The organism is Variovorax sp. GW460-12-1-14-LB1, assembly GCF_059423605.1.
This window is the reverse complement of sequence record NZ_JBWKYF010000021.1, coordinates 50982-73131: the sequence shown is the minus strand read 5'-3', so window position 1 is coordinate 73131 and position 22150 is coordinate 50982. Positions and strand designations below refer to the sequence as shown.

Sequence of the window (22150 nt, the reverse complement as noted above, 5' to 3'; positions counted from 1 at the left end):
CACGACCGTGGTCCAGAAGTAAGAGATATGCATCCCAAGTACCGTGCCGACATCGACGGCCTGCGCGCCGTGGCCGTGGCCTCGGTCGTCATCTTTCACGCGTTTCCGAAGCTGCTGCCTGGCGGCTTCATCGGCGTCGACATCTTCTTCGTGATCTCGGGCTTCCTGATCACGACGATCATCATGCAGAGCCACGCGGCCGGCGATTTCAGCTACCGCGACTTCTATGCACGGCGCATCCGTCGGATCTTCCCGGCGCTGATGCTGGTGCTGGCGGGCGTGCTGGCCTTCGGCTGGTACGTGCTGCTGAACAAGGAATTCGTCGAGCTGGGCAAGCAGGCGCTGGGCGGCGTGGGCTTCGTGGCCAACTTCGTCTTCTGGAGCGAGGCCGGCTACTTCGACACGGCCGCCGAGACCAAGCCGCTGCTGCACCTGTGGTCGCTGGGCATCGAGGAGCAGTTCTACATTTTCTGGCCGCTGCTGCTCGGGCTGGCCTGGCGCCGTCGCTGGCCGATCGTGCGGGTGTTGTGGGTGCTGGCGGTGGTGTCGTTCCTCATCAACGTGACGACGATCCACCCGTTCCGCACGGCGGCCTTCTATTCGCCGGCCTCGCGCTTCTGGGAACTCATGGTGGGCGGCATCCTGGCCTGCATGCGGATGAAGCCGTCGGCACCGAGCGTCTGGCGCAGCCATGTGCAGTCGGTGCTGGGCGTGGGCCTGATCGTGCTGGGCCTCGTGATGATCCGCAGCGACAAGGCCTTCCCCGGCTGGTGGGCGCTGCTGCCGACGCTGGGTGCGGTGAGCTGCATCGCGGCCGGCCCGACGGGGGTGCTGAACAAGTACTTCCTGTCGAACCGCGCGATGGTGTGGATCGGCCTGATCAGCTATCCGCTGTACCTGTGGCACTGGCCGCTGCTGGTGTATGCGCGGATCGTCAAGGGCGCGGAGCCGTCGGTGGGCACGCGCGTGACGATGGTGGTCGCGAGCGTGCTGCTGGCCTGGCTGACCTATCGCTTCATCGAGCGGTTCACGCGAGCCCGCCTGGGCGCGGGCATGCTGCGCACGCTCGTGGGCACCGGTGCCTTCGTGGCCGTGGCCGGCGTGGCGGTGCTCAACGGTTTGCCCGCCCGCCACAACAGCGAACTGCTGCAGAAGGTGACCGATGCGACGGTGGACGGCGACTACTACGCCGGCTTCTCCTCGGAGAACTTCGGCCCCTACGCGGTGAATCGCATCGGCAACGGCGCCCGCAAGGTGCTGCTGATCGGCGACAGCCACGTCATCGAATACGGCCCCCGCGCCGCGGAGCTGGCGCGCCTCGCGCCCGAGCGCATGGCGACCACGTACTTCTTCACCTACGGCGCATGCCCGGCCATTCCGAACGTCTTCGCCGAACAGAACCCCGGCTGCGGCCCGGCCCGCGACCAGTGGATGGCGATGGCACGCGACCCGCAGATCGACACCGTGCTGATCGGCAGCTGCTGGAACTGCTACTTCACGGGCGATTTCCCGCTGGACTACGTGCTGCGCGCGAACGGCGCGTCGCTCTCCCTGACCCGCGGCGACCGCGCCGGCATCGAGCCCTCGCTGGCGGCGCTGCAGGCCTGGGTGACCGAACTGGTCAAGCAGAAGAAAAAGGTCTACCTGCTGCTGGACAACGCACTGGGTGACGACTTCGAACCCCGCCGCATGATCGAGGGCAGCCGGCTGCGCACGCTCTCGGTGGTGGGCAATTCGCCGACCGCGCCCGTGCTGGCTGACCAGGTGAAGCTCAACCAGCGGCTCCTGCAGATCGCGGCCGCCAGCGGCGCGGAGGCGATCGACGTGCTGGGCGCCCTGTGCAAGGACGGCCAGTGCCCGCGGACCATGCCCGACGGTGCGCCGGCCTACAAGGACCACGGCCATCTGCGGCCTGCGTTCACGCGGCAGTTCGCGACCTACCTGGACAAGGTGTTCCTGGAAGAGGGCGTGCAGCCCGCGGCAGCCAACTGACGGCCCCGCAGCCCTAGGCTGCGGCGGCGTGCATGCAATCTATTGCTGCAGCTTGGGATCGCCGAAGGGCTCTTCGTCGGGCGGTGTCTCCGCCGGCATTCTGAATTCCTCGGTCGCCCAGGCGCCGAAGTCGATGCCCTTGCAGCGTGCGCTGCAGAACGGCCGGAACGGGTTGCGCTCCGCATAAATGCTGTCGCCGCCGCAGGTCGGGCAGCGGACGATGCGTTCGTCTTCTTTCTTCTTGCTCACACCGGGCCTCACGCGCAGAGGGTCAGTTCGAAGGGGGTGTCTTCCGTGCTCGGGTGCAGGCGGTCGTCGGCCTCGTGCCGCATGAGCCGCACCGAGACCATGAGGCGGTTGCCGCTGATTTCCGGGACCAGGCCCAGCTTGGGATCGATGCGCAGCCGCAGCAGCTGGAAGCTGCGTCCCTGCGGCAGGTTCTGCTGGAACTGCCCGTGGGCGGCGATCACCTTGTAGGGCACGTCGGCGTCGCGCAGCAGCTTGAGCAGCAGGTAGATCGACGAGGCCAGCGGCGACAGCGTGTTCGACCAGCGCTCCAGGTCGGCGCGGCGGCTGGCCGGCGTGCGGTGCTGCCACGCGTAGTAGGCGGGCAGGTCGAACTCGCAGGTGCCGCCCGGGATGCCGGCGCGGCTGCGGATGCTCATGAGCCACTCGTTCTCGGTGAGTGCCTGTCCCGCCTTGCCGGCCACGCCGTTGAGCGCGCTGAAGTTGCGTTCGAGCTGGTCGACCACCTGGTTCAGCACCGTCTCGGCGATGGCCGGATTGCCCCGGTAGCTGTTGAAGACGTTCTTGTGCTTGTCGAGATCGCGCAGCACGTCGGCCTTGAGGTCGGCGCGCGCCGCCACGTCCATGATCTCGAAGATCGTGACCAGGGCGTAGTGGTGCGAAAGCGGCGATTCCGAGGGCACCAGTTCCCCGAGGCGACGGAACAGATGCTCCAGCCTCAGGTACGTGCGGATGCGCTCGTTGAAGGGGTACTCGTAGAGGATCACGCGTATTTGTCGGTTTCCTGTCGCGGAATCATAACTTCAGGGCGATTTGGAAGGGGGTGTGGGCATCACTTCACGCACCGCGGCCAGCATGCGCTCGCCGAGTGCGAGCTGTCCGTGCATGGACATGTGCGTGTCGTTCGAGAAGTAGAAGTCGCGGATCTGCGTGTGCTTTTCGCGGGTGAAGGCGTACAGGTCGGGGCCCAGCTTCGCATCGCGGAAGCCGCTTTCGAAGTCTTTCGAGAAATCGGGCTTGAGGTAGACCGTGGTCTTGTTGGGCACCACCATCCACAGGAGCGGGATGGTGCTGTGCGCAGCGGTGAAGTTCTTCATTCGCGCCAGCGTGTCGGAGGTCAACGGGCCATTGTCCTCGTCTTCCTGGAAGAAGGGCATCCGGTCGCACTGGCGATGCGAGAAGAATTTGCAACCGTCGGGGACTTTCCTTACCCAGGTGTCACGATCGAAATAGGTGTCTACCGGCGAGTTCCTGGCCTTCCACGTGTGGTAGTAGGTGACGACGCCGGTCATGTACTGGACTTCCCAGTTGGGCGCGAAGGCCGGCACGGTCTCGTCGGGCTCGATGAGGGGCTCGGCCTTGGCGCTGTAGGGGAAGATGGTCTTGCCATCCTTGCAGCGCTCGCTGTAGCGCATGCGCATGTCCAGCAGGCGCTCCACGCTTTCGATGATGACCAGCTTGCCCTTGAAGCCGGAGTCGTGGACCCACTGGCTGAAGTCGCCGCACAGCGATTCGCCGTACTGGCCCCAGTACGAGGTCGAGACCCGGTAGCCGGCCTTGGCGAGCACGGACTGCCAGCGGTGCGTCATGGAGAAGCTGTCGCCGACGACCATCACGTCCGCCTGTTCGATGGGTGTGCTGGCGAGGTAGACCGGGTCGACCTTGGGCGGCGGGTCGCGCCAGCCGAACTCGCGTTCGGACAGGCGTCCGATGCGCGTGAGGTCGCCGTAGGGCACCGGGCTGGTGAGCGAAATGATCCACAGGGCCATCAGGACGAAGTAGCCGAAGAGGAAGAACCGCAGCCAGACTTTCGCGGGCGTCGTGGTCGTCGTCATGTCGAATCAGAATTGGAAATAGAGGAAGGGGCTGTAGCCGCCCAGCTTCGAAACGCACCACGCGAACAGTGCGAAGGTAGCGATGGCGAGCACCACGGTCGACAGGCGGGCCATCACCGGGCGGCCGGCCATCGACTTGGGATGGGGAATCCAGCGCTCCAGGGTGATGGTCGGCGGCAGCGTCAGGCAGATGACGATGGCCACCAGCATGAGCTGGAAGAACTCCGGCTTGCGGAATGGCACCTTGCCGAACTCGCTGAACGCCGAGACCGGTGCGCCGTGCATCCCCAGCATGCCCTTGTAGATGGACATGGCCGTGTTCATGCCGTCGGCGCGGAAGACGATCCAGGCCACCACCACGCACAGGAAGGTCAGCAGCCAGCCCAGCACGCGCGCGATGCGCCCCGGGGTGGCGTTGCGGCGGACCTTGGCGTTCCAGAGGTGGTTGACCATCAGGAACGCACCATGCATCGCGCCCCAGACCACGAAGGTCCAGGCCGCGCCGTGCCACAGGCCGCCCAGCAGCATCGTGAGGAACAGGTTCAGGTAGCGCCGCGCCGGGCCCTTGCGGTTGCCGCCCAGCGGCACGTAGAGGTAGTCGCGCAGGAAGGTCGACAGCGAGATGTGCCAGCGGCGCCAGAACTCGATGATGTTGGTCGACTTGTAGGGCGAGCGGAAGTTGAGCGGCAGCTGCACGCCCAGGCACATCGAGAGGCCGACGGCCATGTCCGAGTAGCCCGAGAAGTCGAAATAGATCTGCAGCGTGTAGGCCAGCGCGCCGAACCATGCGGTGTACAGCGTGGGCTCGATGCCCTTGTGAACGCCGTTGAACATCAGGTCGGCGTACTGCCCCATGGGGTCGGCGATCAGCAGTTTCTTGGCGAGGCCGAAGACGAAGATCGTGAGGCCGATGGCGACCTTGTTCGGGTCCATCCGGTAGGTCGCGGGGTTCGCGAACTGCGGCATCATCTGCGCGTGGTGCAGCACCGGACCCGCGATCAGGTGCGGGAAGTAGGTGACGAACAGCACGTAGTGGATGAAGCTGCGCTCGTGCACCTTGCCCTGCCAGCAGTCGACCAGGAACGCGATCTGCGTGAAGGTGTAGAACGAGATGCCGATCGGCAGCACGATGTGCACCAGCTCGATCGGCGTGAGGCCCGCGGCGACCAGCCCCGCATCGACGTTTTCCAGGAAGAAGTTGGCGTACTTGAAGACGGCCAGCACGCCCAGGTTGATCACCAGCGAGGCGATCAGCAGCGTCTTGCGCTTGCGGTCGTTGCGCCCCGGCGCGGGCGTCAGCTGCAGGCCGAACCAGTAGTTGACGCAGATGGAACCCAGCAGCAGCGGCAGGGCCTGCACGCTCCACCAGCCGTAGAAGAACAGCGAGGCCAGTCCGAGGAAGCCGGCGGCGGCGCGGGCGTTGCGCTTGCCGATCAGGAAGAACCCGATCAGGACCAGCGGGAAATAGACAAAAATGAAGGGATACGAGTTGAAAAGCATCTCGGGGAGGGCACTGCAGTGGCGAGCGCCTTTTTGTCGTAATCGTTATAGAGCCGCCGGGGCGGCTGGTCTCGGATTATCGCGTGGTGGCCGCAGCCCACAGCTTCCAGAGACCCCGCACCTCGGTGCCCAGTTCCGCGAGCGTCAACGACTCGTTGAAAATCACGGCGTCGGCGGCGGCCCGGCGCGCCTTGCGCGGCGCCTGCTGGGCGATCACGGCGCGCACGGCCTCGGGCTCCCATCCCGAGCGGGCGACCACGCGCTGCAGTTGCGTGTCTTCGCGGGCATCGACCACCAGCACGCGGTCCACGAGGGCGCGCCAGCGGCCGGATTCGACCAGCAGGGGGACGTCGAACACGACGACGGCATCGTCGCCGGCCGCAGCGGCCTGGCGCTGGGTCTCGGCGCCGATCAGCGGATGCAGGATCGCTTCGAGGCGGGCCTTGGCACCCGCGTCGGCGAACACGATCTGGCGCATGGCGGCCCGGTCGAGGCTGCCATCGGGTGCGATGACGGAGGGGCCGAACGCGGCTTCGATGGCGGGCATCGCGATGCCGCCGGCCTGCGCGATGCTGCGTGCGATGGCGTCGGTGTCGACCAACACCGCCCCTTCGGCCACCAACAGCGACGCGACCGTGCTCTTGCCGCTGCCGATGCCGCCGGTCAGGCCGATGCGCTTCACCGCCATGCCGCTGTCGTTCTCAAAGGGCCAGGGCCCCGAAAGGGAAGGCGAAGGGAATCCACTGCTTGACGACGGCGGGACCGGCCACGAGGCAGATCAGGCCGGCGCCGGCCAGGAAGGGGCCGAAGGCGATGGGAATGTCCTTGTGGGCCAGCTTGCCGGCGAAGCGCAGCGTGAGGCCGATCACGGCGCCCACCACCGAGGAGACGAGGATGATTGCGATGAGGTAGTCGGCGCCGAGCCAGGCGCCCAGAGCGGCGAGCAGTTTGAAGTCCCCATGTCCCATGCCTTCCTTGCCTGTGGCCAGGCGGTAGGCATGGTACACAAGCCACAGGCTCAGGTAGCCGAACACGGCGCCCCAGACCGCGGTGTTCAGGCTGACGCCGGTCCAGCCCATGGCGGCACCGACCAGGCCGAGCCAGAGCAGCGGGTAGTTCAGGGCGTCGGGCAGGAACTGGGTGTCGAAGTCGATGAGGAACTGGCAGATCAGCACGGCGCCAAAGGCTGCCCAGAGCGCGCCCGTGGGGGTGATGCCGAAGCGGTGTGCACACAGGGCGAACAGCGCGCCCGTGATCAGCTCGACGAGCGGGTAGCGGGGGCTGATCGAGGTCTTGCAGCTGGCGCACCGGCCACGCAGCACGAGGTAGCTGAGCACGGGGATGTTCTGGTACCAGCGGATCTTGTGGCCGCACGCGCCGCAGCGCGAAGCGGGGCGGGTGAGGTCGAAGGGCGGGAGCTTCTCTAGCGCTTCGGCGGCCTTGTCGGCGGCCGCCTCGAGCCCTGCGGGCGGCACGGCCTTCGGACCGAAGACCAGTGACCAGAGCGAAGGCATGTCCTTCGACGACATGAGGTTGGCGACCGCATCGCCCAGCCAGCCCCGGTACATCATGACCGGGGTGCGGTAGATCACCACGTTGAGGAAACTGCCGATCAATAGCCCCAGCACACCGGCCAATGCGGTGTCGAACCCTTGCGACACCAGCATCAGACGACCTGGCCGAGCTTGAAGATGGGCAGGTACATCGACACCACGATGCCGCCGATGATGACGCCCAGGAACACGATGATGATGGGCTCCATCAGGCTGGAGAGGCCGGCGACCATGTCGTCGACTTCGGATTCGTAGAAGTCGGCGGCCTTGCCGAGCATGTGGTCGATCGAGCCTGATTCCTCGCCGATGGCGGTCATTTGAATCACCATCGAGGGGAACAGGTTGACGTTGGTCATGGCCGTCGTGAGGCTGGTGCCGGTCGAGACCTCCTGCTGGATCTTGGCGGTGGCGTCGCCGTACACCGAGTTGCCCGATGCGCCGCCCACCGAGTCGAGCGCCTCCACCAGCGGCACGCCGGCCGCGAACATGGTGGCGAGCGTGCGGGTCCAGCGGGCCACGCAGGATTTCTCGATCAGCGTGCCGAAAATGGGAATGCGCAGCAGCAGGCGGTCCATGACCTTCTGGACGCGCTCATTGCGTTTCCACGCTTGCAGAAAGAAATAGATGCCACCACCGAGCACGCCGAAGATCAGCCACCAATAGGAAACGAAGAACTCGCTCATTGCCATCACGAAGAGCGTAGGCGCGGGCAGGTCAGCACCGAACGAACTGAACACCTGCTTGAAGGCAGGGATCACGAAGATCATGATGATCGCCACCACCACGAAGGCCACGACGACCACCGAGGTCGGGTACATCAATGCCGACTTGATCTTGGACTTGATCGCTTCGGTCTTTTCCATGTAGGTCGCCAAGCGGTCGAGCAGGTCCTCCAAAATACCGGCCGCCTCACCGGCTTCCACCAGGTTGCAATAGAGGTTGTCGAAGTACTTCGGAAACTTGCGAAAAGCGGCCGACAGCGAGGTGCCGGTCTCGACATCGCTGCGGATGTCGTTCAGCAGCTTGGCGACACTCGCGTTCGCGTTGCCGCGACCCACGATGTCGAAGGACTGCAGCAGCGGCACCCCGGCCTTCATCATGGTCGCGAGCTGGCGCGTGAAGATCGCGATGTCCTTGGGCTTGATCGCCTTGCCCGAGCGCATGCGGCGCTTCTTGATCTTGGAGGCCAGCACGCCCTGGCGACGCAAGGCCGCCTGCACCTGGTTCTCCCCGGCGGCGCGAAGTTCGCCGCGCACCAGCTTGCCGTTGCGGTCCTTGCCTTCCCATTCGAAGACGAATTCCTTGTGCGTGACCTGGGAGCGTGAGGATGCCACTGTTGCCATTCGATCTCCGGTTCAGTGTGTTCGTTATAGGTTGGTGCAGGCCACGACTTCTTCGAGCGAAGTGAGGCCCTGCATGACTTTGCGAAGGCCGGACTGGCGCAGCGAGCGCACGCCTTCGGCTTCGGATTGGTTCGCGATGTCCAGTGCGCTGCCATCGCGCAGGATGATTTCCTGGATGGCTTCCGAAATCGGCATCACCTGGTAGATGCCGACCCGGCCCTTGTAGCCGCCGCTGCAGGCGGCGCAGCCGACCGGGCGGTAGGGCTTCCAGCTGCCGTTGATGTCTTCCTCGTTGAAGCCGGCTTCGAGCAGGGCTTCGCGCGGGATGTCGATCGGCGCACGGCACAGCATGCACAGCCGGCGCGCGAGGCGTTGCGCGGTGATCAGGATCACGCTCGATGCGATATTGAAGGGCGCGATCCCCATGTTGCGCATGCGCGTGAGCGTGGTCGGGGCGTCGTTGGTGTGCAGCGTCGACAGCACCAGGTGGCCGGTCTGCGCGGCCTTGATCGAGATGTCGGCGGTTTCGAGGTCGCGGATTTCGCCGACCATGATGATGTCGGGATCCTGTCGCAGGAAGGCGCGCAGCGCCGCCGCGAAGGTGAGGCCGGCCTTCTCGTTGACGTTGACCTGGTTGACGCCGGGCAGGTTGATTTCCGACGGGTCTTCTGCCGTCGCGATGTTGACGCCCGGCTGGTTGAGCAGGTTCAGGCAGGTGTATAGCGACACGGTCTTGCCCGAGCCCGTGGGGCCGGTCACCAGCACCATGCCATAGGGGCGGCCGATGGCGTGGAGGAGCCGTTCCTTTTCGTCGGCGTCGTAGCCCAGGGCGTCGATGCCCATGCGCGCGCTGCTCGGGTCCAGGATACGCACGACGATCTTCTCGCCGAACAGCGTGGGCAGCGTGCTCACGCGGAAGTCGATCACGCGATCGGGGCCGATCTTGAGCTTCATGCGGCCGTCCTGCGGCACGCGCTTCTCCGAGATGTCGAGCCGCGAAATGACCTTGATGCGCGAGGCCAGCTTGTCCTTGATGACCGTGGGTGGGCTGGCGATTTCTCGCAGCTCGCCGTCGACTCGAAAGCGCACCCGGTAGTGGTGTTCGTAGGGCTCGAAGTGGATGTCCGAGGCTCGCATGCTCACGGCGTCGAGCAGCATCTTGTGCAGGAAGCGCACCACGGGTGCGTCTTCGACCTCGGCGATGGCCTGTTCGTTGGCATCGCCCGAGGTGTCGGCCGTGACGTCGTCGAACTCGAACTCGGTGCCGACGATGCTGTTGATCGTTTCCGCAGCACTGGCTGCGGCGGCTTCGATCATGCGCGAGAGCTTGTCGTACTCCGCAATGACCCAGTCCACGCCCATCTGCGATGCGAACTTGATCTTTTCCGCGGCCTGCTGGTCCGACGGATCAGCCGTCGCGACGATCAGGCGGTTGTTGCGCTTGCTGAGAACGACGATGCGGTACGCATGGCAGAGCTTCGGATCGAGCAGGTCCTTGGGCAGGCGCTGGTGATCGATGGCATCGAGGTCGAGCAGCGGGGCGCCGAAGGCGCTTGACAGGGTGTGGGCGAGGTCTGCGGCCGAGACGGCGCCGGTGCCGGTCAGTTCGGCGATGAAGCTGGTGCGGCCGCTCAGTGACTTCTGATAGATGTCTTCGGCTGTCTTCGCCGCGAGCTTGCCGGCCGACACGAGGGCGCGCGCCAGGCCGGGAAGGGCGATCTGCGTAGTTTCTTTAACGGGAATTTCGGCAGCGGCCATTCAGCGAATGCAAAAGATGTGAAAAAGTGCTTCACGATCATCGCTGAACACGCCTGTGCTGTAAATCGTTACACAGCAACAGGGGCTGACATTAACTGGACCAGTCGAGAAAAACTGGTCGGGGTGAGAGGATTCGAACCTCCGGCCTCTACGTCCCGAACGTAGCGCTCTACCAGGCTAAGCTACACCCCGATTGGTTGCAAGAAAAAGAACTCGTCCTAGATGCCAACTCTGTGGAGGTGTTTCAGGCACGTCGCTCAAGCAACTGAGCCGCTAATTGTAGCAAACCTGAAGCGTGCAAATTCGACGGAAGGTCGCGCAATGCATGAATTGCGCGTTCGGCCTCTGCCGCGGCAGCCGCGCGTGAGGCTTCCAGCGCGCCGGTTTCGCGAACGATCTCGACGATTTTCCCCAGCTGGGCGGTATCTCCGGCCTCGATGGCGGCGCGCACCAGCGTGCTCTGTTCGGGTGTGCCGCGCTGCATGGCGAAGATCAGCGGCAGAGTGGTCTTGCCTTCGCGCAGGTCGTCGCCGACGTTCTTTCCGGTTTCCTGGGCGTCGCCCGCGTAGTCGAGTACGTCGTCGATCACCTGGAAGGCGGTGCCCAGTGCTTGCCCGTAAGTGGCGCAGGCCTCTTCGACTTCGGATGTGCTGCCGGCCAGCACGGCCGCCAACCGGGTGCTTGCCTCGAAGAGCTTGGCGGTCTTGGAGCGAATCACGCGCAGGTACGCTGCTTCGTCCAGCGAGGCGTCGTGCATGTTCATCAGCTGCAGCACTTCGCCTTCCGCGATCACGTTGGTCGCTTCGGCCAGGATCTGCATGATGCGCATGTTGTTTGCATCCAACATCATCTGGAAGGCGCGCGAGTACAGGAAGTCGCCCACCAGCACGCTGGCTGGGTTGCCGAAGGATTCGTTGGCGGTGGCACGGCCGCGGCGCAGGGTCGATTCGTCGACCACGTCGTCGTGCAGCAGGGTCGCGGTGTGGATGAACTCCACCACGGCCGCCAAGTTGAAGCGCTGTTCGCCCGTGTAGCCGAGCGCGCCTGCCATGAGCAGCAGCAGCGCCGGCCGCAGCCGCTTGCCACCGGCCGAGATGATGTATTGCGAAACCTGGCTGACCAGCGGAACGCCAGTATTGAGGCGTTGGGCGATCACACGGTCGACTTCGACCATGTCGCCGGCAATCAGGTCCAGCACGGTGGCGGTGGGGGAGGTGTCGGCGGCGGGAACTGGCAAAGCGAAGGCGCGGGGCGCTGCGAGGATGAGGGCGGCCCTGGAGGCCGGAACGCGCGAATTATAGGGAGCCGTGCACGATTCCCTGGAGCGTCTCAGCGTCGGGGTGGTGAGTGTTCGCAAACCGCGCTATAATCTTGGGCTCTGCGGAATTCGCTGCGGAGACTCATTTCTAAGAGGTTTACATGTACGCGGTCATAAAAACCGGCGGCAAGCAGTATCGCGTTGCTTCCGGCGAGAAAATTAAAGTAGAACAGATTGCTGCGGACGTAGGCCAGGAAATCGTGATCGACCAGGTTCTGGCTGTCGGAAACGGCGCTGAAATCAAGGTTGGCACGCCCCTGGTGTCCGGCGCAACGGTGACAGTCACGGTGCTGTCGCACGGCCTGCACGACAAGGTTCGCATCTTCAAGATGCGCCGTCGCAAGCACTATCAAAAACGTCAAGGCCATCGCCAGCAGTTCACCGAACTGCAAATCGGCGCGATCGCCGGCTAAGGAGCACATTCCATGGCACAGAAAAAAGGCGGCGGCTCCACGCGAAACGGGCGCGATTCCAAGCCCAAGATGCTCGGCGTGAAGGCCTTCGGCGGCGAACTGATCAGCGCAGGCTCGATCATCGTGCGCCAGCGCGGCACCCAGTTCCACCCCGGCGTGAACGTCGGCGTGGGCAAGGACCACACGCTCTTCGCCCTGGTCGACGGCCACGTGTCGTTCGGTCACAAGGGTGCGCTGAACAAGCACATGGTCAACGTGACGCCCGCGGCCTAAGCCCCGCAGTCACTTCGATCTTTCCGAGGCCCCGCATTGCCGGGGCTTCTTCATTTGTAAACTGGACATCCCATGAAGTTCGTCGACGAAGCCTTCATCGACATCGCCGCGGGCGATGGCGGCAACGGCTGCGTGTCGTTCCGTCATGAGAAGTACAAGGAGTTCGGCGGCCCCAACGGCGGCGACGGCGGCCGTGGCGGCCACGTGTTCGCGGTGGCCGACTCGAACCTCAACACCCTGGTCGATTTCCGCTACTCGCGCCGGCACGAAGCCAAGCGCGGCGAGCACGGCATGGGCTCCGACATGTTCGGCGCCGCCGGCGACGACATCGTCCTCAAGATGCCTGTCGGCACGATCATCACCGACGCTGAGACGGGTGAGGTGTTGTACGAGCTGCTCAAGGACGGCGAGGTCATCACCATCGCCAAGGGCGGCGACGGCGGCTTCGGCAACATGCGCTTCAAGAGCGCGATCAACCGCGCGCCGCGCCAGAAGACGCCCGGCTGGCCCGGCGAGAAGAAGAGCCTCAAGCTCGAACTCAAGGTGCTGGCCGACGTGGGCCTGCTGGGCATGCCGAATGCCGGCAAATCGACGCTGATCAGCGCCGTTTCGAACGCCCGTCCGCGCATTGCCGACTACCCCTTCACCACGCTGCACCCGAACCTCGGTGTCGTGCGCGTCGGCCCCGAGCAAAGCTTCGTGGTGGCCGACCTGCCCGGTCTGATCGAAGGTGCCTCGGAAGGCGCCGGCCTTGGTCACCTGTTCCTGCGCCACCTGCAGCGCACCCGCTTGCTGCTGCATGTGGTCGACATGGCACCGTTCGACGACAGCGTCGACCCGGTCGCTCAGGCCAAGGCCCTCGTGGCCGAGCTCAAGAAGTACGACGCGGCGCTGCACGAGAAGCCGCGCTGGCTGGTGCTGAACAAGCTGGACATGGTGCCGGACGACGAGCGCGCCGCGCGCGTCAAGGACTTCGTCAAGCGCCTGCGCTTCAAGGGCCCGGTCTTCGAGATCTCGGCGCTCACGCGCGAAGGCTGCGAGCACCTGATCAAGGCCGTGTACCAGCAGGTCAAGGCGCAGCAAGTGGCCGAGCACGAAACCGTCGTGGTCGATCCGCGCTTCGTTCCTCTGCCGCCCGAAGGAAACTGAGGGCGTTGCGGCGCCTTCGGTGCTGCAAAATGGATAGCAAGCAGCGCAGGCTGCATCCCTGAAACACGCCTTCTTCCTTCATGACCTCGAATTCCGGTTCCACTGCCTTGCGGGATGCCCGCCGTATCGTCGTCAAGGTGGGCTCCAGCCTCGTGACCAACGAGGGGCGCGGCCTCGACGAAGGCGCCATCGGCGAGTGGTGCCGGCAACTGGCCGAGCTGGTGCGCGATGGGCGCGAGGTGGTCATGGTGTCGAGCGGCGCGATCGCCGAAGGCATGAAGCGCCTGGGCTGGAAGACCCGGCCGCACGAAATCCACGAACTGCAGGCCGCGGCGGCCGTCGGGCAGATGGGCCTGGCCCAGATGTACGAGACCAAGCTGCGCGAGAACCAGATCGGCAGCGCGCAGGTGCTGCTGACGCACGCCGATCTCGCGGACCGCGAGCGCTACCTCAATGCACGCTCGACCCTGGTCACGCTGCTGCGCCTGGGCGTGGTGCCGGTGATCAACGAGAACGACACGGTGGTCAACGACGAGATCAAGTTCGGCGACAACGACACGCTCGGCGCCCTGGTCGCCAACCTGGTCGAAGCCGATGCCTTGATCATCCTGACCGACCAGAAGGGCCTGTACACGGCCGACCCGCGCAAGGACCCAGGCGCGAAATTCGTGCACGAGGCCGCCGCGGGCGACCCGGCGCTCGAAGCCATGGCGGGCGGCGCCGGCTCGAGCATCGGGCGCGGCGGCATGATCACCAAGATCCTCGCGGCCAAGCGCGCGGCGGGGTCCGGCGCTTCCACGGTCATCGCCTGGGGCCGCGAAGCCGACGCGCTGCTGCGGCTCACGCGCGGCGAATCCATCGGCACGCTGCTGGTGGCGCAGACCGCCAAGCACCAGGCACGCAAGCGCTGGATGGCCGATCACCTGCAACTGCGTGGTGCCGTCATCGTCGACGCCGGCGCGGCCGCCAAGGTGCGCGGCGAAGGCAAGAGCCTGTTGCCGATCGGCATGACGGGTGTGTCGGGTGAGTTCTCGCGCGGCGACGTGATTGCGGTGCGCGACGTCGACGGCGTCGAACTGGCCCGCGGGCTGGCCAACTATTCGAGCGTGGAGGCCCGGCTGCTGTGCCGCAAGCCTTCGGCCGAGTTCGAGCGGCTGCTGGGCTACGCGGCCGAGCCGGAGATGGTGCACCGCGACAACATGGTGCTGATGCCCGGTTGATCGCCGCCAGGGCGGGGCGCCGTGCCCCGCCGCTGCTTCAGGGCAGTTCGCGCAGCGGGTTGCGGATGTTCTGCACCATCTCGTTGACCGAGCTGCGCGGTGCGTTGCCGCGGCACAGGCCCTGCGACGCCAGCGCCGGCACGTAGCTGGAGTTCATGTCCCTTACGCGCTTCCACTCGGGCGTCTTCGTTTCCTGCCAGGCACCGTTGTTGAAGCGGGCATAGCTCTTCATCTCCGCCGTCGAGCAGCGCACGCCTTCGTAGAACGCATTGACGGCGCCACCGGCCCGGTTCTGCGCCACCACCACGTAGCGCACGATGCCGTCCTTCGTGATGGCGATGGTGTTCGGATCGACGCCGAACTTCAGCGTCATGTAGGGCGGCATCGCGATCGGCAGCAGACGGCTTTCACTGAAGGCGGGCGGCGGCGGCACCGCGGTTTCTTCCCACTCCTTGTCCTGCTCGGTGCTCTTGGGCGCCGGCGGCATGCCGGCCTGGGCCCAGTCGGGGTTGTCGGTGTCGTAGCCGCGGGAGGCGCAGGCGGCCAGCAGGCTGACGCAGGCGATGACGAGCGCACGCTCAGCGTGGCGTCGGGAAAGAAGAGGGCGCGCTGTTCTTGGGAGGAGGTTCATCGCTCGCAGAAGGAATGTCGGGATGCGGGTCGAAGCTGCCGCCGGGCGGCAGATCGAGGCCCGCGGGCGCTCCATGGTCCAGCGTGTGGCGCTCGAATTCTCGGGCGCGCACGTTACTGCGCAGGAAGCGGTTGCGGAAATCCTGCCGGGGCAGGTAGCGAGCAAGCTCGGTAAGCGCCATCTCGTAGACGCCGCGCTTGAACTCGACGACCACGTCGAGCGGGACCCAGTAGTCATGCCAGCGCCAGGCGTCGAATTCGGGATGGTCGGTGGCACGCAGGTTGAGATCCCAGTCGTGGCCGACAAGTTGCAGCAGATACCAGATCTGCTTCTGGCCTTTGTAGTGGCCCCGTGCGTCACGGCGGATGAACCGATCCGGCACCTCGTAGCGCAACCAGTCGCGGGTACGGGCCACGATGCGCACATGCTCCGGGTGGAGCCCGACTTCCTCGTGCAGTTCCCGGAACATGGCTTGCTCGGGACTTTCGCCACGGTCGATGCCGCCTTGCGGAAACTGCCAGGAATGCGTGCGTATGCGCTTGCCCCAGAAAACCTGGTTTCTCTGGTTGAGCAGGATGATGCCGACGTTGGGCCTGAAGCCGTCCCGGTCGAGCATAATCAAACCCCAATTTTTGAACTGAGTCGATTATGCATGCCGGGTTGCACTCGGCAAGCGACCGGTTCCGGGCTCTCAGGGTCTCTCCGGGGTGCCTGTCTCCCTCCTCACTTCGAACCCACCTGCGCGATCCCGATGAAAGCTTCCCGATTCTTTGTCTCCACCCTGAAGGAAGCGCCCGCTGACGCCGAGGTCGCGAGCCACCGCCTCATGATGCGGGCCGGCATGATCAAGAAGCTCGGCACGGGCATCTACACGTACATGCCCATGGGCCTGCGCGTGATCCGCAAGGTCGAAGCGATCGTGCGCGAGGAAATGAACCGCGCCGGCGCCGTCGAGCTCACGATGCCTGTGGTCCAGCCGGCCGAGTTCTGGCAGGAGACCGGCCGCTTCGAGAAGATGGGCCCCGAGCTGCTGCGCATCAAGGACCGCCACGACCGCGACTTCGTGATCCAGCCCACCAGCGAAGAGGTGGTGACCGACATCGCGCGCCAGGAAATCCGCAGCTACAAGCAGCTGCCGAAGAATTTCTACCAGATCCAGACCAAGTTCCGCGACGAGCGCCGTCCGCGCTTCGGCCTGATGCGCGGGCGCGAGTTCATCATGAAGGACGCCTACAGCTTCGACCGCGACCTCGACGCGGCCAAGGCCAGCTACCAGGTGATGGCCCAGGCCTACCGCAACATCTTCGACCGCTTCGGTCTGCGCTACCGCGCCGTGGCGGCTGACAGCGGCGCCATCGGCGGCGACCTGAGCGAAGAGTTCCAGGTGATCGCCGCGACCGGCGAAGACGCCATCGTTTACTGCCCCGACAGCAATTACGCCGCCAACATGGAAAAGGCCGAGGCGCTGGCCCCGGCCGGCCCGCGCCCGGCCGCCGCCAACGCGCTCGAGAAGACGCCCACGCCCGGCAAGAGCACCTGCGCCGACGTGGCCGAGCTGCTCGGCGTGCCGCTGGCCACCACGGTCAAGTCGCTCGTGCTGGCCACCGACATCCTCGACGACGCCGGCAACATCCAGGGCGCGCAGGTCTGGCTGCTGCTGCTGCGCGGCGACCACGACATGAACGAGATCAAGGTCAGCAAGCTGCCCGGCCTGGACAAGGGCTTCCGCTTTGCCACCACCGCCGAGATCGACGAGCACTTCGGCTGCAAGCCGGGCTACCTCGGCCCGCTGAACCTGAAGAAGCCCGTCAAGCTCGTGGCCGACCGCGAAGCCGCCGTGCTGGCCGACTGGATCACCGGCGCCAACGAGATCGACTTTCACATGACCGGCGTCAACTGGGGCCGCGACCTGCCCGAGCCCGACCTGGTCGCTGACCTGCGCAACGTGGTCGCCGGCGACGCTTCGCCCGACGGCAAGGGCGTGCTGGCCATCGAGCGCGGCATCGAAGTGGGCCACGTCTTCGTGCTGGGAACCAAGTACAGCAAGGACATGAACGCCACCTACCTCGACGAAGGCGGCAAGCCGCAGTTCCTCGAGATGGGCTGCTACGGCATCGGCATCACGCGCCTGCCGGCCGCCGCCATCGAACAGAACCACGACGAGCGCGGCATCATCTGGCCCGACGCGCTGGCACCGTTCACGGTCGTGGTCTGCCCGATCGGCATGGACCGCAGCCCCGAGGTCAAGGTCGCGGCCGAAGCGCTCTACGAAGAACTGCTGGCCAAGGGCGTCGACGTGCTGCTCGACGACCGCGGCGAGCGCCCCGGCGCGATGTTCGCCGACTGGGAACTGATCGGCGTGCCGCACCGCGTGGTCATCTCCGACCGTGGTCTCAAGGAAGGCCAGCTCGAGTACCAGGGCCGGCGCGACACCGCCGCCACCAAGGTGCCCGCGGCCGGCGTCGCCGACTTCATCGCCGGCAAGCTCGCGGCATGAGCGTGGCGGGGGGCCTTTCGCGACGCAGCTGCCTGCTGGGCAGCGCCGTCGCCGGTGCCCTCACTGCTCTGTCGCTGCCGCAAACGGCCTGGGCCGGTGCGCAGATCGAAGAGCCGCTGATCGACTCGGTGCGCACCGCGCTGAGCTCGGCCATCCACAACAAGGCGCCGCCGGTGCCGCAGTTCGCCGACACCGAGGCCCGCCTCGCGTACCTGCGGTGGCTCGGCGAGATGAGCGAGCGCCTGCGCAAGAAGGTCGCCGACCCGGCCACGCGCATCGAGTTCCTGCAAACCGTCTGGTACGAGGCCAAGCGCTCGGGGCTTGACGTGAGCCTGGTGCTGGGCCTGATCCAGGTCGAGAGCAACTTCCGCAAGTTCGCGGTTTCCAGTGCGGGCGCGCGCGGCTACATGCAGGTGATGCCGTTCTGGACCCGCGTGATCGGCGACAGCGATTCGGCCAAGCTGTTCCACATGCAGACCAACCTGCGTTTCGGCTGCGTGATCTTGCGCCACTACCTCGACCGCGAGAAGGGCGACCTGTTCATGACGCTGGGCCGCTACAACGGCAGCCGGGGCCGCGCGCCGTACCCGAACGCGGTGTTCGCGAACCAGCGGCTCTGGGCGTACGTCGACAGGGACCGCTCGGCGGCCTGAAGGTCGTCGCTCAGTCGGCGACCACCGCCTTGGCGGTCGCCGAGCCCTTGGTGACCATCACCTGGTCGATGCGGTAGCTGTCGACGTCCATCACCTCGAAGGTGTAGCCGCCCCAGGTCACGCTGTCCGTGCGCTTGGGCACGCGGCGCAGCATCACCATCAGGAAGCCCGCCAGCGTTTCGTACTCCTCGGCATGCGGCAGCTCGTCGATGTGCAGGGCGCGCTGAACGTCCTGGATGGGCGTGATGCCGTCGATCAGCCACGAGTTCTCGTCGCGCTTCACGATCTGCTCTTCTTCGGGCGTCGAGGTCGACACCAGGTCGCCCATCACCGTGCTCATCACGTCGTTGAGCGTGATCACGCCCACCACCAGGCTGTACTCGTTGACGATGATCGCGAAGTCTTCGTGCGCCTGCTGGAACTGCTCGAGCACCTCGGTGAGCGAGAGGCGGTCGGGAATCACCAGGGCCTTGTGCAGCGTCAGGCCCTGGTCGAAGGCCAGCGGCTGGCCGCTGAGCACGCGCTGGAACATGTCCTTGGCATCCACGTAGCCCAGCACGTGGTCGATGTCGCCGTCGCACACCGGGTAGGCGGAATAGGGCTCGGCCACGATGCGCGCGCGCAGCACCGACTCGGGGTCATCGTGCAGGAACCAGGCGATGCTTTCGCGCGCGGTCATCACGCTGCTGACGAGGCGCGTGTCCAGCTCGAACACGTTGGCGATCACCTGCTGCTCGCGCGCCGCCAGCACGCCGGCCTGCGCGCCGGCCTCGGTCATGGCCAGGATGTCGGCCGAGGTGATCTTGTCGTCGCGCGCCATCGGCATGCCCAGCACCTTGAACAAGAGGTCGGTCGCGCGCGTGAAGAACCACACCAGCGGCTTGAAGGCGGTGATCAGCAGCAGCATCGGCCCGACGATGCGCACCGCGAGCCGCTCGGGTGCGCTCATGCCCAGGCGCTTGGGGAACAGGTCGGCGAACACCAGGAACACCGCGATCACGATCACGAACGAGCACAGGAAGGCGATGTTGGCCGCCACCTCCACGCTCAGCCAGTTCTCGAAGAAGCGGGCGAAATACGGGCTCAGCGAGCCTTCGCCCACCACGCCGCCGAGGATCGCCACGGCGTTCAGGCCGATCTGCACCACGGTGAAGTAGTGGCCCGGCTGCTCCTGCACGCGCAGCACCTTTTCCGCGCGCGGGTCGCCCTCGTCGGCCATCTGGCGCAGACGCAGGCGGCGCGAGGCGGCCAGGCAGATTTCGGCGAGGGAGAAGAAGGCGCTCATCGCGATCAGCAGCGCGATGATGAGCAGGCTTTGGGTGAGGGTCATGGCGGCACGTCGTAGACCGCCATGGTGCCATGACTGGCACCGGGTCCGGGCGCGCGCGGGGCGCGGCGCCCGTCAAACGGGGAGCGGAAGACTCAGGCGGACGCGCCGCCGCCGATCACCTGCTGCAGCTCGCCCGACTCGTACATCTCCATCATGATGTCCGAGCCGCCCACGAATTCGCCCTTCACGTAGAGCTGGGGGATGGTGGGCCAGTTGCTGTATTCCTTGATGCCCTGGCGGATGCCGTCGTCTTCGAGCACGTTGACGGTCTTGAGCGTCTTGGTGTCGACGCCCACGGCCTTGAGGATCTGGATGGCGCGGCCCGAGAAACCGCACATCGGGAAGCTGGCGTTGCCCTTCATGAAGAGCACGAGTTCGTTGGACTTGACGAGGTCGTCGATGCGTTGTTGAGCGTCGGACATGGGGACTCCTGAAGAAAAGTGGGCTGGGGGGATTATTTCACCGTGCGCCAGATGCCGCCGGAGCAGCGCGCGATGCCGGCGAGGTCGTCACGGCTTTGCACCTCGGCAAAGCCGCGTTCGGCCAGCAGCTGGCGCACCGCCTCGGCCTGGTCGTGGCCGTGCTCCAGCAGCAGCCAGCCGCCGTCGGCCAGGTGGGCGGGAGCGTCGCGCACGATCTGGCGGATGTCGTCCAGGCCGTCGGCGCCGGCGACCAGCGCGCGGGTCGGCTCGTGGCGCAGCGCGGGCAGGTGCGGATCGCCGGCGGCGATGTACGGCGGGTTGCTGGCGATGACCGCGTAGCCGTCTGCGGCGCCGTCGAGCCAGCTCGATTCGGTGAAGCGCACGGGCAGGCCCAGGCGCTGCGCGTTGGCCCGGGCCACCGCGAGCGCGTCGGCGCTGGCGTCGACCGCGTCGACCTGCGCATCGGGGCGCGCGTGCTGCAGCGCCAGCGCGATCGCGCCGCTGCCTGTGCCGAGGTCGAGCACGCGCGGGGCCGGGCGGCTGTCCGGAGATGCAAGGCAGGCGAGGGCCCACTCGACCAGCGTCTCGGTGTCGGGGCGCGGCACCAGCACGCGGGCATCGACCTGCAGCTGCAGGCCGTGGAATTCCTTCTCGCCCAGCAGGTAGGCGACCGGCTCGCCCGCCGCGCGGCGCGACAGCTGGCGCGCGAACGCGGGCCAGGCCTCGCCGGGGAACGGGTCGGTGTCGTGCGCGAGCAGCCAGGCGCGGTCGTTCACGGGGCGGCCCAGCGCGTGCAGCAGCAGCAGCTGGGCGTCGAGGCGATCGATGCCCAGGGCCATGGCCGCGGCCAGCGCCTGCGCCACGGTGGACGGTGCGGTGGCTTCGGTCATCACGCGGGCAGGCTTGATTCGAGTTCGGCCAACTGCTCGGCCTCGCGTGCGGCGCGCAGCGCCTCGAGCACGTCGCCCAGGTCGCCTTCCATGATGGCCAGCAGCTTGTAGAGCGTGAGGTTGATGCGGTGGTCGGTGAGCCGACCCTGCGGGAAGTTGTAGGTGCGGATGCGGTCCGAGCGGTCGCCGCTGCCGATCAGGCCCTTGCGCATGGCGGCGTCCTTGGCGGCGCGCTCGCTGCGCTCCTTTTCCTGGATGCGCGCCGACAGCACCTGCAGCGCCTTGGCCTTGTTGCGGTGCTGGCTGCGGTCGTCCTGGCACTCGGCCACGATGCCGGTCGGGATGTGCGTGATGCGCACGGCCGAGTCGGTCTTGTTGATGTGCTGGCCGCCCGCGCCGCTGGCGCGGTAGGTGTCGATGCGCAGGTCGGCCGGGTTGATCTGCACCGCCACGGTCTCGTCGGGCTCGGCCAGCACGGCGACCGTGCAGGCGCTCGTGTGGATGCGGCCCTGCGTCTCGGTGGCCGGCACGCGTTGCACGCGGTGGCCGCCCGACTCGAAGCGCAGGTGGCCGAACACGTCGTCGCCCACGATGCGGATCACCACTTCCTTGTAGCCGCCGAGCTCGCTCTCGCTTTCGCTCACCACTTCGCAGCGCCAGCCGGCGCGCTCGCAGTAGCGCGTGTACATGCGCAGCAGGTCGCCCGCGAAGAGGGCCGATTCGTCGCCGCCTGTGCCGGCGCGGATTTCCATGAAGGCGTTGCGTGCGTCGTCGGGGTCCTTGGGCAGCAGCAGGCGCTGGAGTTCGTCTTCGAGCTGCACCAGCTCGGCCTCGGCACCGGCGATTTCTTCCTTGGCCATCTCGGCCATGTCGGGGTCGTCGAGCATTTCTTTCGCGCCCGCGATGTCGGCCTCGCGCTGCTTGAAGCGCTCGTAGCGGCCGGCGATCTGCGTGACCTCGGCGTGCTCGCGCGAGATGGTGCGGTACTGCGCCATGTCGCTCATGATGTCTTCGCGCGAGAGCAGGAAGTCGAGCTCGCCCAGGCGTTGGACGTAACGTTCGAGTTGGTGGCGCAGAAAGGATTTCACGACGGAAGGGGCTCGAAAAAGGGGAGGGAACGCCGCAGT

At 66.2% G+C, this 22150-nt stretch carries 22 protein-coding genes and 1 tRNA gene; 7 read left to right on the top strand and 16 right to left on the bottom strand.

Annotated elements, in window-relative coordinates; translation table 11 throughout:
- The first annotated feature begins 27 nt into the window (after window positions 1-27).
- Entirely contained in the window at window positions 28-1992 is a 1965-nt protein-coding gene (locus tag AC07Y4_RS13530; RefSeq protein WP_495274668.1) for an acyltransferase family protein, read from the top strand.
- A gap of 39 nt (window positions 1993-2031) precedes the next feature.
- Here AC07Y4_RS13530 and AC07Y4_RS13525 read toward each other — a convergent pair whose 3' ends face one another.
- The 10 genes from AC07Y4_RS13525 to AC07Y4_RS13480 all read right to left on the bottom strand — a co-directional run bounded on the left by AC07Y4_RS13525 (window position 2032) and on the right by AC07Y4_RS13480 (window position 11464).
- Entirely contained in the window at window positions 2032-2241 is a 210-nt protein-coding gene (locus tag AC07Y4_RS13525; RefSeq protein WP_062474531.1) for a DNA gyrase inhibitor YacG, read from the bottom strand.
- A gap of 8 nt (window positions 2242-2249) precedes the next feature.
- A complete protein-coding gene (gene zapD, locus AC07Y4_RS13520) occupies window positions 2250-3005 on the bottom strand; it encodes a cell division protein ZapD (RefSeq protein WP_495274667.1) in 756 nt (251 codons plus the stop codon).
- A gap of 36 nt (window positions 3006-3041) precedes the next feature.
- Complete coding sequence (locus tag AC07Y4_RS13515) at window positions 3042-4073, bottom strand: hypothetical protein (RefSeq protein WP_495274666.1); 1032 nt, start codon at window positions 4071-4073, stop codon at window positions 3042-3044.
- Between the two features lie 6 nt (window positions 4074-4079).
- The gene (locus tag AC07Y4_RS13510; RefSeq protein ID WP_159274970.1) at window positions 4080-5573 is read right to left on the bottom strand and encodes an MBOAT family O-acyltransferase; all 1494 of its coding nucleotides are present in this window, start codon (window positions 5571-5573) and stop codon (window positions 4080-4082) included.
- A gap of 76 nt (window positions 5574-5649) precedes the next feature.
- Window positions 5650-6261 (bottom strand): dephospho-CoA kinase, encoded by a 612-nt coding sequence (gene coaE / locus AC07Y4_RS13505; protein ID WP_495274665.1) that lies wholly within the window; start codon window positions 6259-6261, stop codon window positions 5650-5652.
- 13 nt (window positions 6262-6274) lie between these two features.
- Window positions 6275-7240, bottom strand: coding sequence for a prepilin peptidase (locus AC07Y4_RS13500; protein WP_495274664.1), 966 nt, complete (start codon window positions 7238-7240; stop codon window positions 6275-6277).
- A complete protein-coding gene (locus AC07Y4_RS13495; protein ID WP_369631666.1) occupies window positions 7240-8469 on the bottom strand; it encodes a type II secretion system F family protein in 1230 nt (409 codons plus the stop codon). The genes AC07Y4_RS13500 and AC07Y4_RS13495 overlap by 1 nt, the downstream gene beginning before the upstream one ends.
- Window positions 8470-8493: 24 nt before the next feature.
- Window positions 8494-10227 carry a type IV-A pilus assembly ATPase PilB gene (gene pilB, locus AC07Y4_RS13490; protein WP_492694035.1) on the bottom strand — a complete coding sequence of 578 codons (1734 nt, stop codon included), beginning with the start codon at window positions 10225-10227 and terminating at the stop codon, window positions 8494-8496.
- Between the two features lie 115 nt (window positions 10228-10342).
- Window positions 10343-10419 (bottom strand) — tRNA-Pro (locus AC07Y4_RS13485).
- 52 nt (window positions 10420-10471) lie between these two features.
- Window positions 10472-11464 (bottom strand): polyprenyl synthetase family protein, encoded by a 993-nt coding sequence (locus AC07Y4_RS13480; protein ID WP_159278182.1) that lies wholly within the window; start codon window positions 11462-11464, stop codon window positions 10472-10474.
- A 182-nt stretch (window positions 11465-11646) separates the two neighbouring features.
- Here AC07Y4_RS13480 and rplU point away from each other — a divergent pair, with 182 nt between their 5' ends.
- The 4 genes from rplU (at window position 11647) to proB (ending at window position 14600) form a co-directional block, all read left to right on the top strand.
- A complete protein-coding gene (rplU, locus tag AC07Y4_RS13475; protein ID WP_062474515.1) occupies window positions 11647-11958 on the top strand; it encodes a 50S ribosomal protein L21 in 312 nt (103 codons plus the stop codon).
- Window positions 11959-11970: 12 nt separating this feature from the next.
- Window positions 11971-12231: a 50S ribosomal protein L27 gene (gene rpmA / locus AC07Y4_RS13470; protein ID WP_013543198.1), complete on the top strand. Its 261-nt coding sequence runs from the start codon at window positions 11971-11973 to the stop codon at window positions 12229-12231.
- A gap of 72 nt (window positions 12232-12303) precedes the next feature.
- Window positions 12304-13380 carry an Obg family GTPase CgtA gene (gene cgtA / locus AC07Y4_RS13465; RefSeq protein ID WP_062474512.1) on the top strand — a complete coding sequence of 359 codons (1077 nt, stop codon included), beginning with the start codon at window positions 12304-12306 and terminating at the stop codon, window positions 13378-13380.
- A gap of 80 nt (window positions 13381-13460) precedes the next feature.
- Entirely contained in the window at window positions 13461-14600 is a 1140-nt protein-coding gene (proB, locus tag AC07Y4_RS13460) for a glutamate 5-kinase (protein ID WP_495274663.1), read from the top strand.
- A gap of 37 nt (window positions 14601-14637) precedes the next feature.
- Here the strand turns inward: proB and AC07Y4_RS13455 are convergent, their stop codons facing one another.
- Both AC07Y4_RS13455 and AC07Y4_RS13450 read right to left on the bottom strand, forming a co-directional pair.
- Window positions 14638-15231 carry a CNP1-like family protein gene (locus tag AC07Y4_RS13455; protein WP_495269090.1) on the bottom strand — a complete coding sequence of 198 codons (594 nt, stop codon included), beginning with the start codon at window positions 15229-15231 and terminating at the stop codon, window positions 14638-14640.
- The gene (locus AC07Y4_RS13450) at window positions 15179-15847 is read right to left on the bottom strand and encodes an RNA pyrophosphohydrolase (RefSeq protein WP_062474507.1); all 669 of its coding nucleotides are present in this window, start codon (window positions 15845-15847) and stop codon (window positions 15179-15181) included. The genes AC07Y4_RS13455 and AC07Y4_RS13450 overlap by 53 nt, the downstream gene beginning before the upstream one ends.
- Window positions 15848-15982: 135 nt before the next feature.
- On the opposite strand from AC07Y4_RS13450, the gene AC07Y4_RS13445 reads away from it, so the two are divergent.
- Both AC07Y4_RS13445 and AC07Y4_RS13440 read left to right on the top strand, forming a co-directional pair.
- Window positions 15983-17728 carry a proline--tRNA ligase gene (locus AC07Y4_RS13445; protein ID WP_495274662.1) on the top strand — a complete coding sequence of 582 codons (1746 nt, stop codon included), beginning with the start codon at window positions 15983-15985 and terminating at the stop codon, window positions 17726-17728.
- A complete protein-coding gene (locus AC07Y4_RS13440) occupies window positions 17725-18381 on the top strand; it encodes a lytic transglycosylase domain-containing protein (protein WP_492734157.1) in 657 nt (218 codons plus the stop codon). Before AC07Y4_RS13445 ends, AC07Y4_RS13440 begins: the two co-directional genes overlap by 4 nt.
- 10 nt (window positions 18382-18391) lie before the next feature.
- Here AC07Y4_RS13440 and paeA read toward each other — a convergent pair whose 3' ends face one another.
- From paeA to prfA, 4 genes are all read right to left on the bottom strand, one after another.
- On the bottom strand, window positions 18392-19711 hold the full coding sequence (gene paeA / locus AC07Y4_RS13435) for a polyamine export protein PaeA (RefSeq protein ID WP_062474502.1): 1320 nt from the start codon (window positions 19709-19711) through the stop codon (window positions 18392-18394).
- Between the two features lie 92 nt (window positions 19712-19803).
- Entirely contained in the window at window positions 19804-20133 is a 330-nt protein-coding gene (gene grxD / locus AC07Y4_RS13430; RefSeq protein WP_062474501.1) for a Grx4 family monothiol glutaredoxin, read from the bottom strand.
- 32 nt (window positions 20134-20165) lie between these two features.
- The gene (gene prmC / locus AC07Y4_RS13425) at window positions 20166-21023 is read right to left on the bottom strand and encodes a peptide chain release factor N(5)-glutamine methyltransferase (RefSeq protein ID WP_495274661.1); all 858 of its coding nucleotides are present in this window, start codon (window positions 21021-21023) and stop codon (window positions 20166-20168) included.
- Window positions 21023-22111, bottom strand: coding sequence for a peptide chain release factor 1 (prfA, locus tag AC07Y4_RS13420; protein ID WP_159274964.1), 1089 nt, complete (start codon window positions 22109-22111; stop codon window positions 21023-21025). Before prfA ends, prmC begins: the two co-directional genes overlap by 1 nt.
- Window positions 22112-22150: the final 39 nt, after the last annotated feature.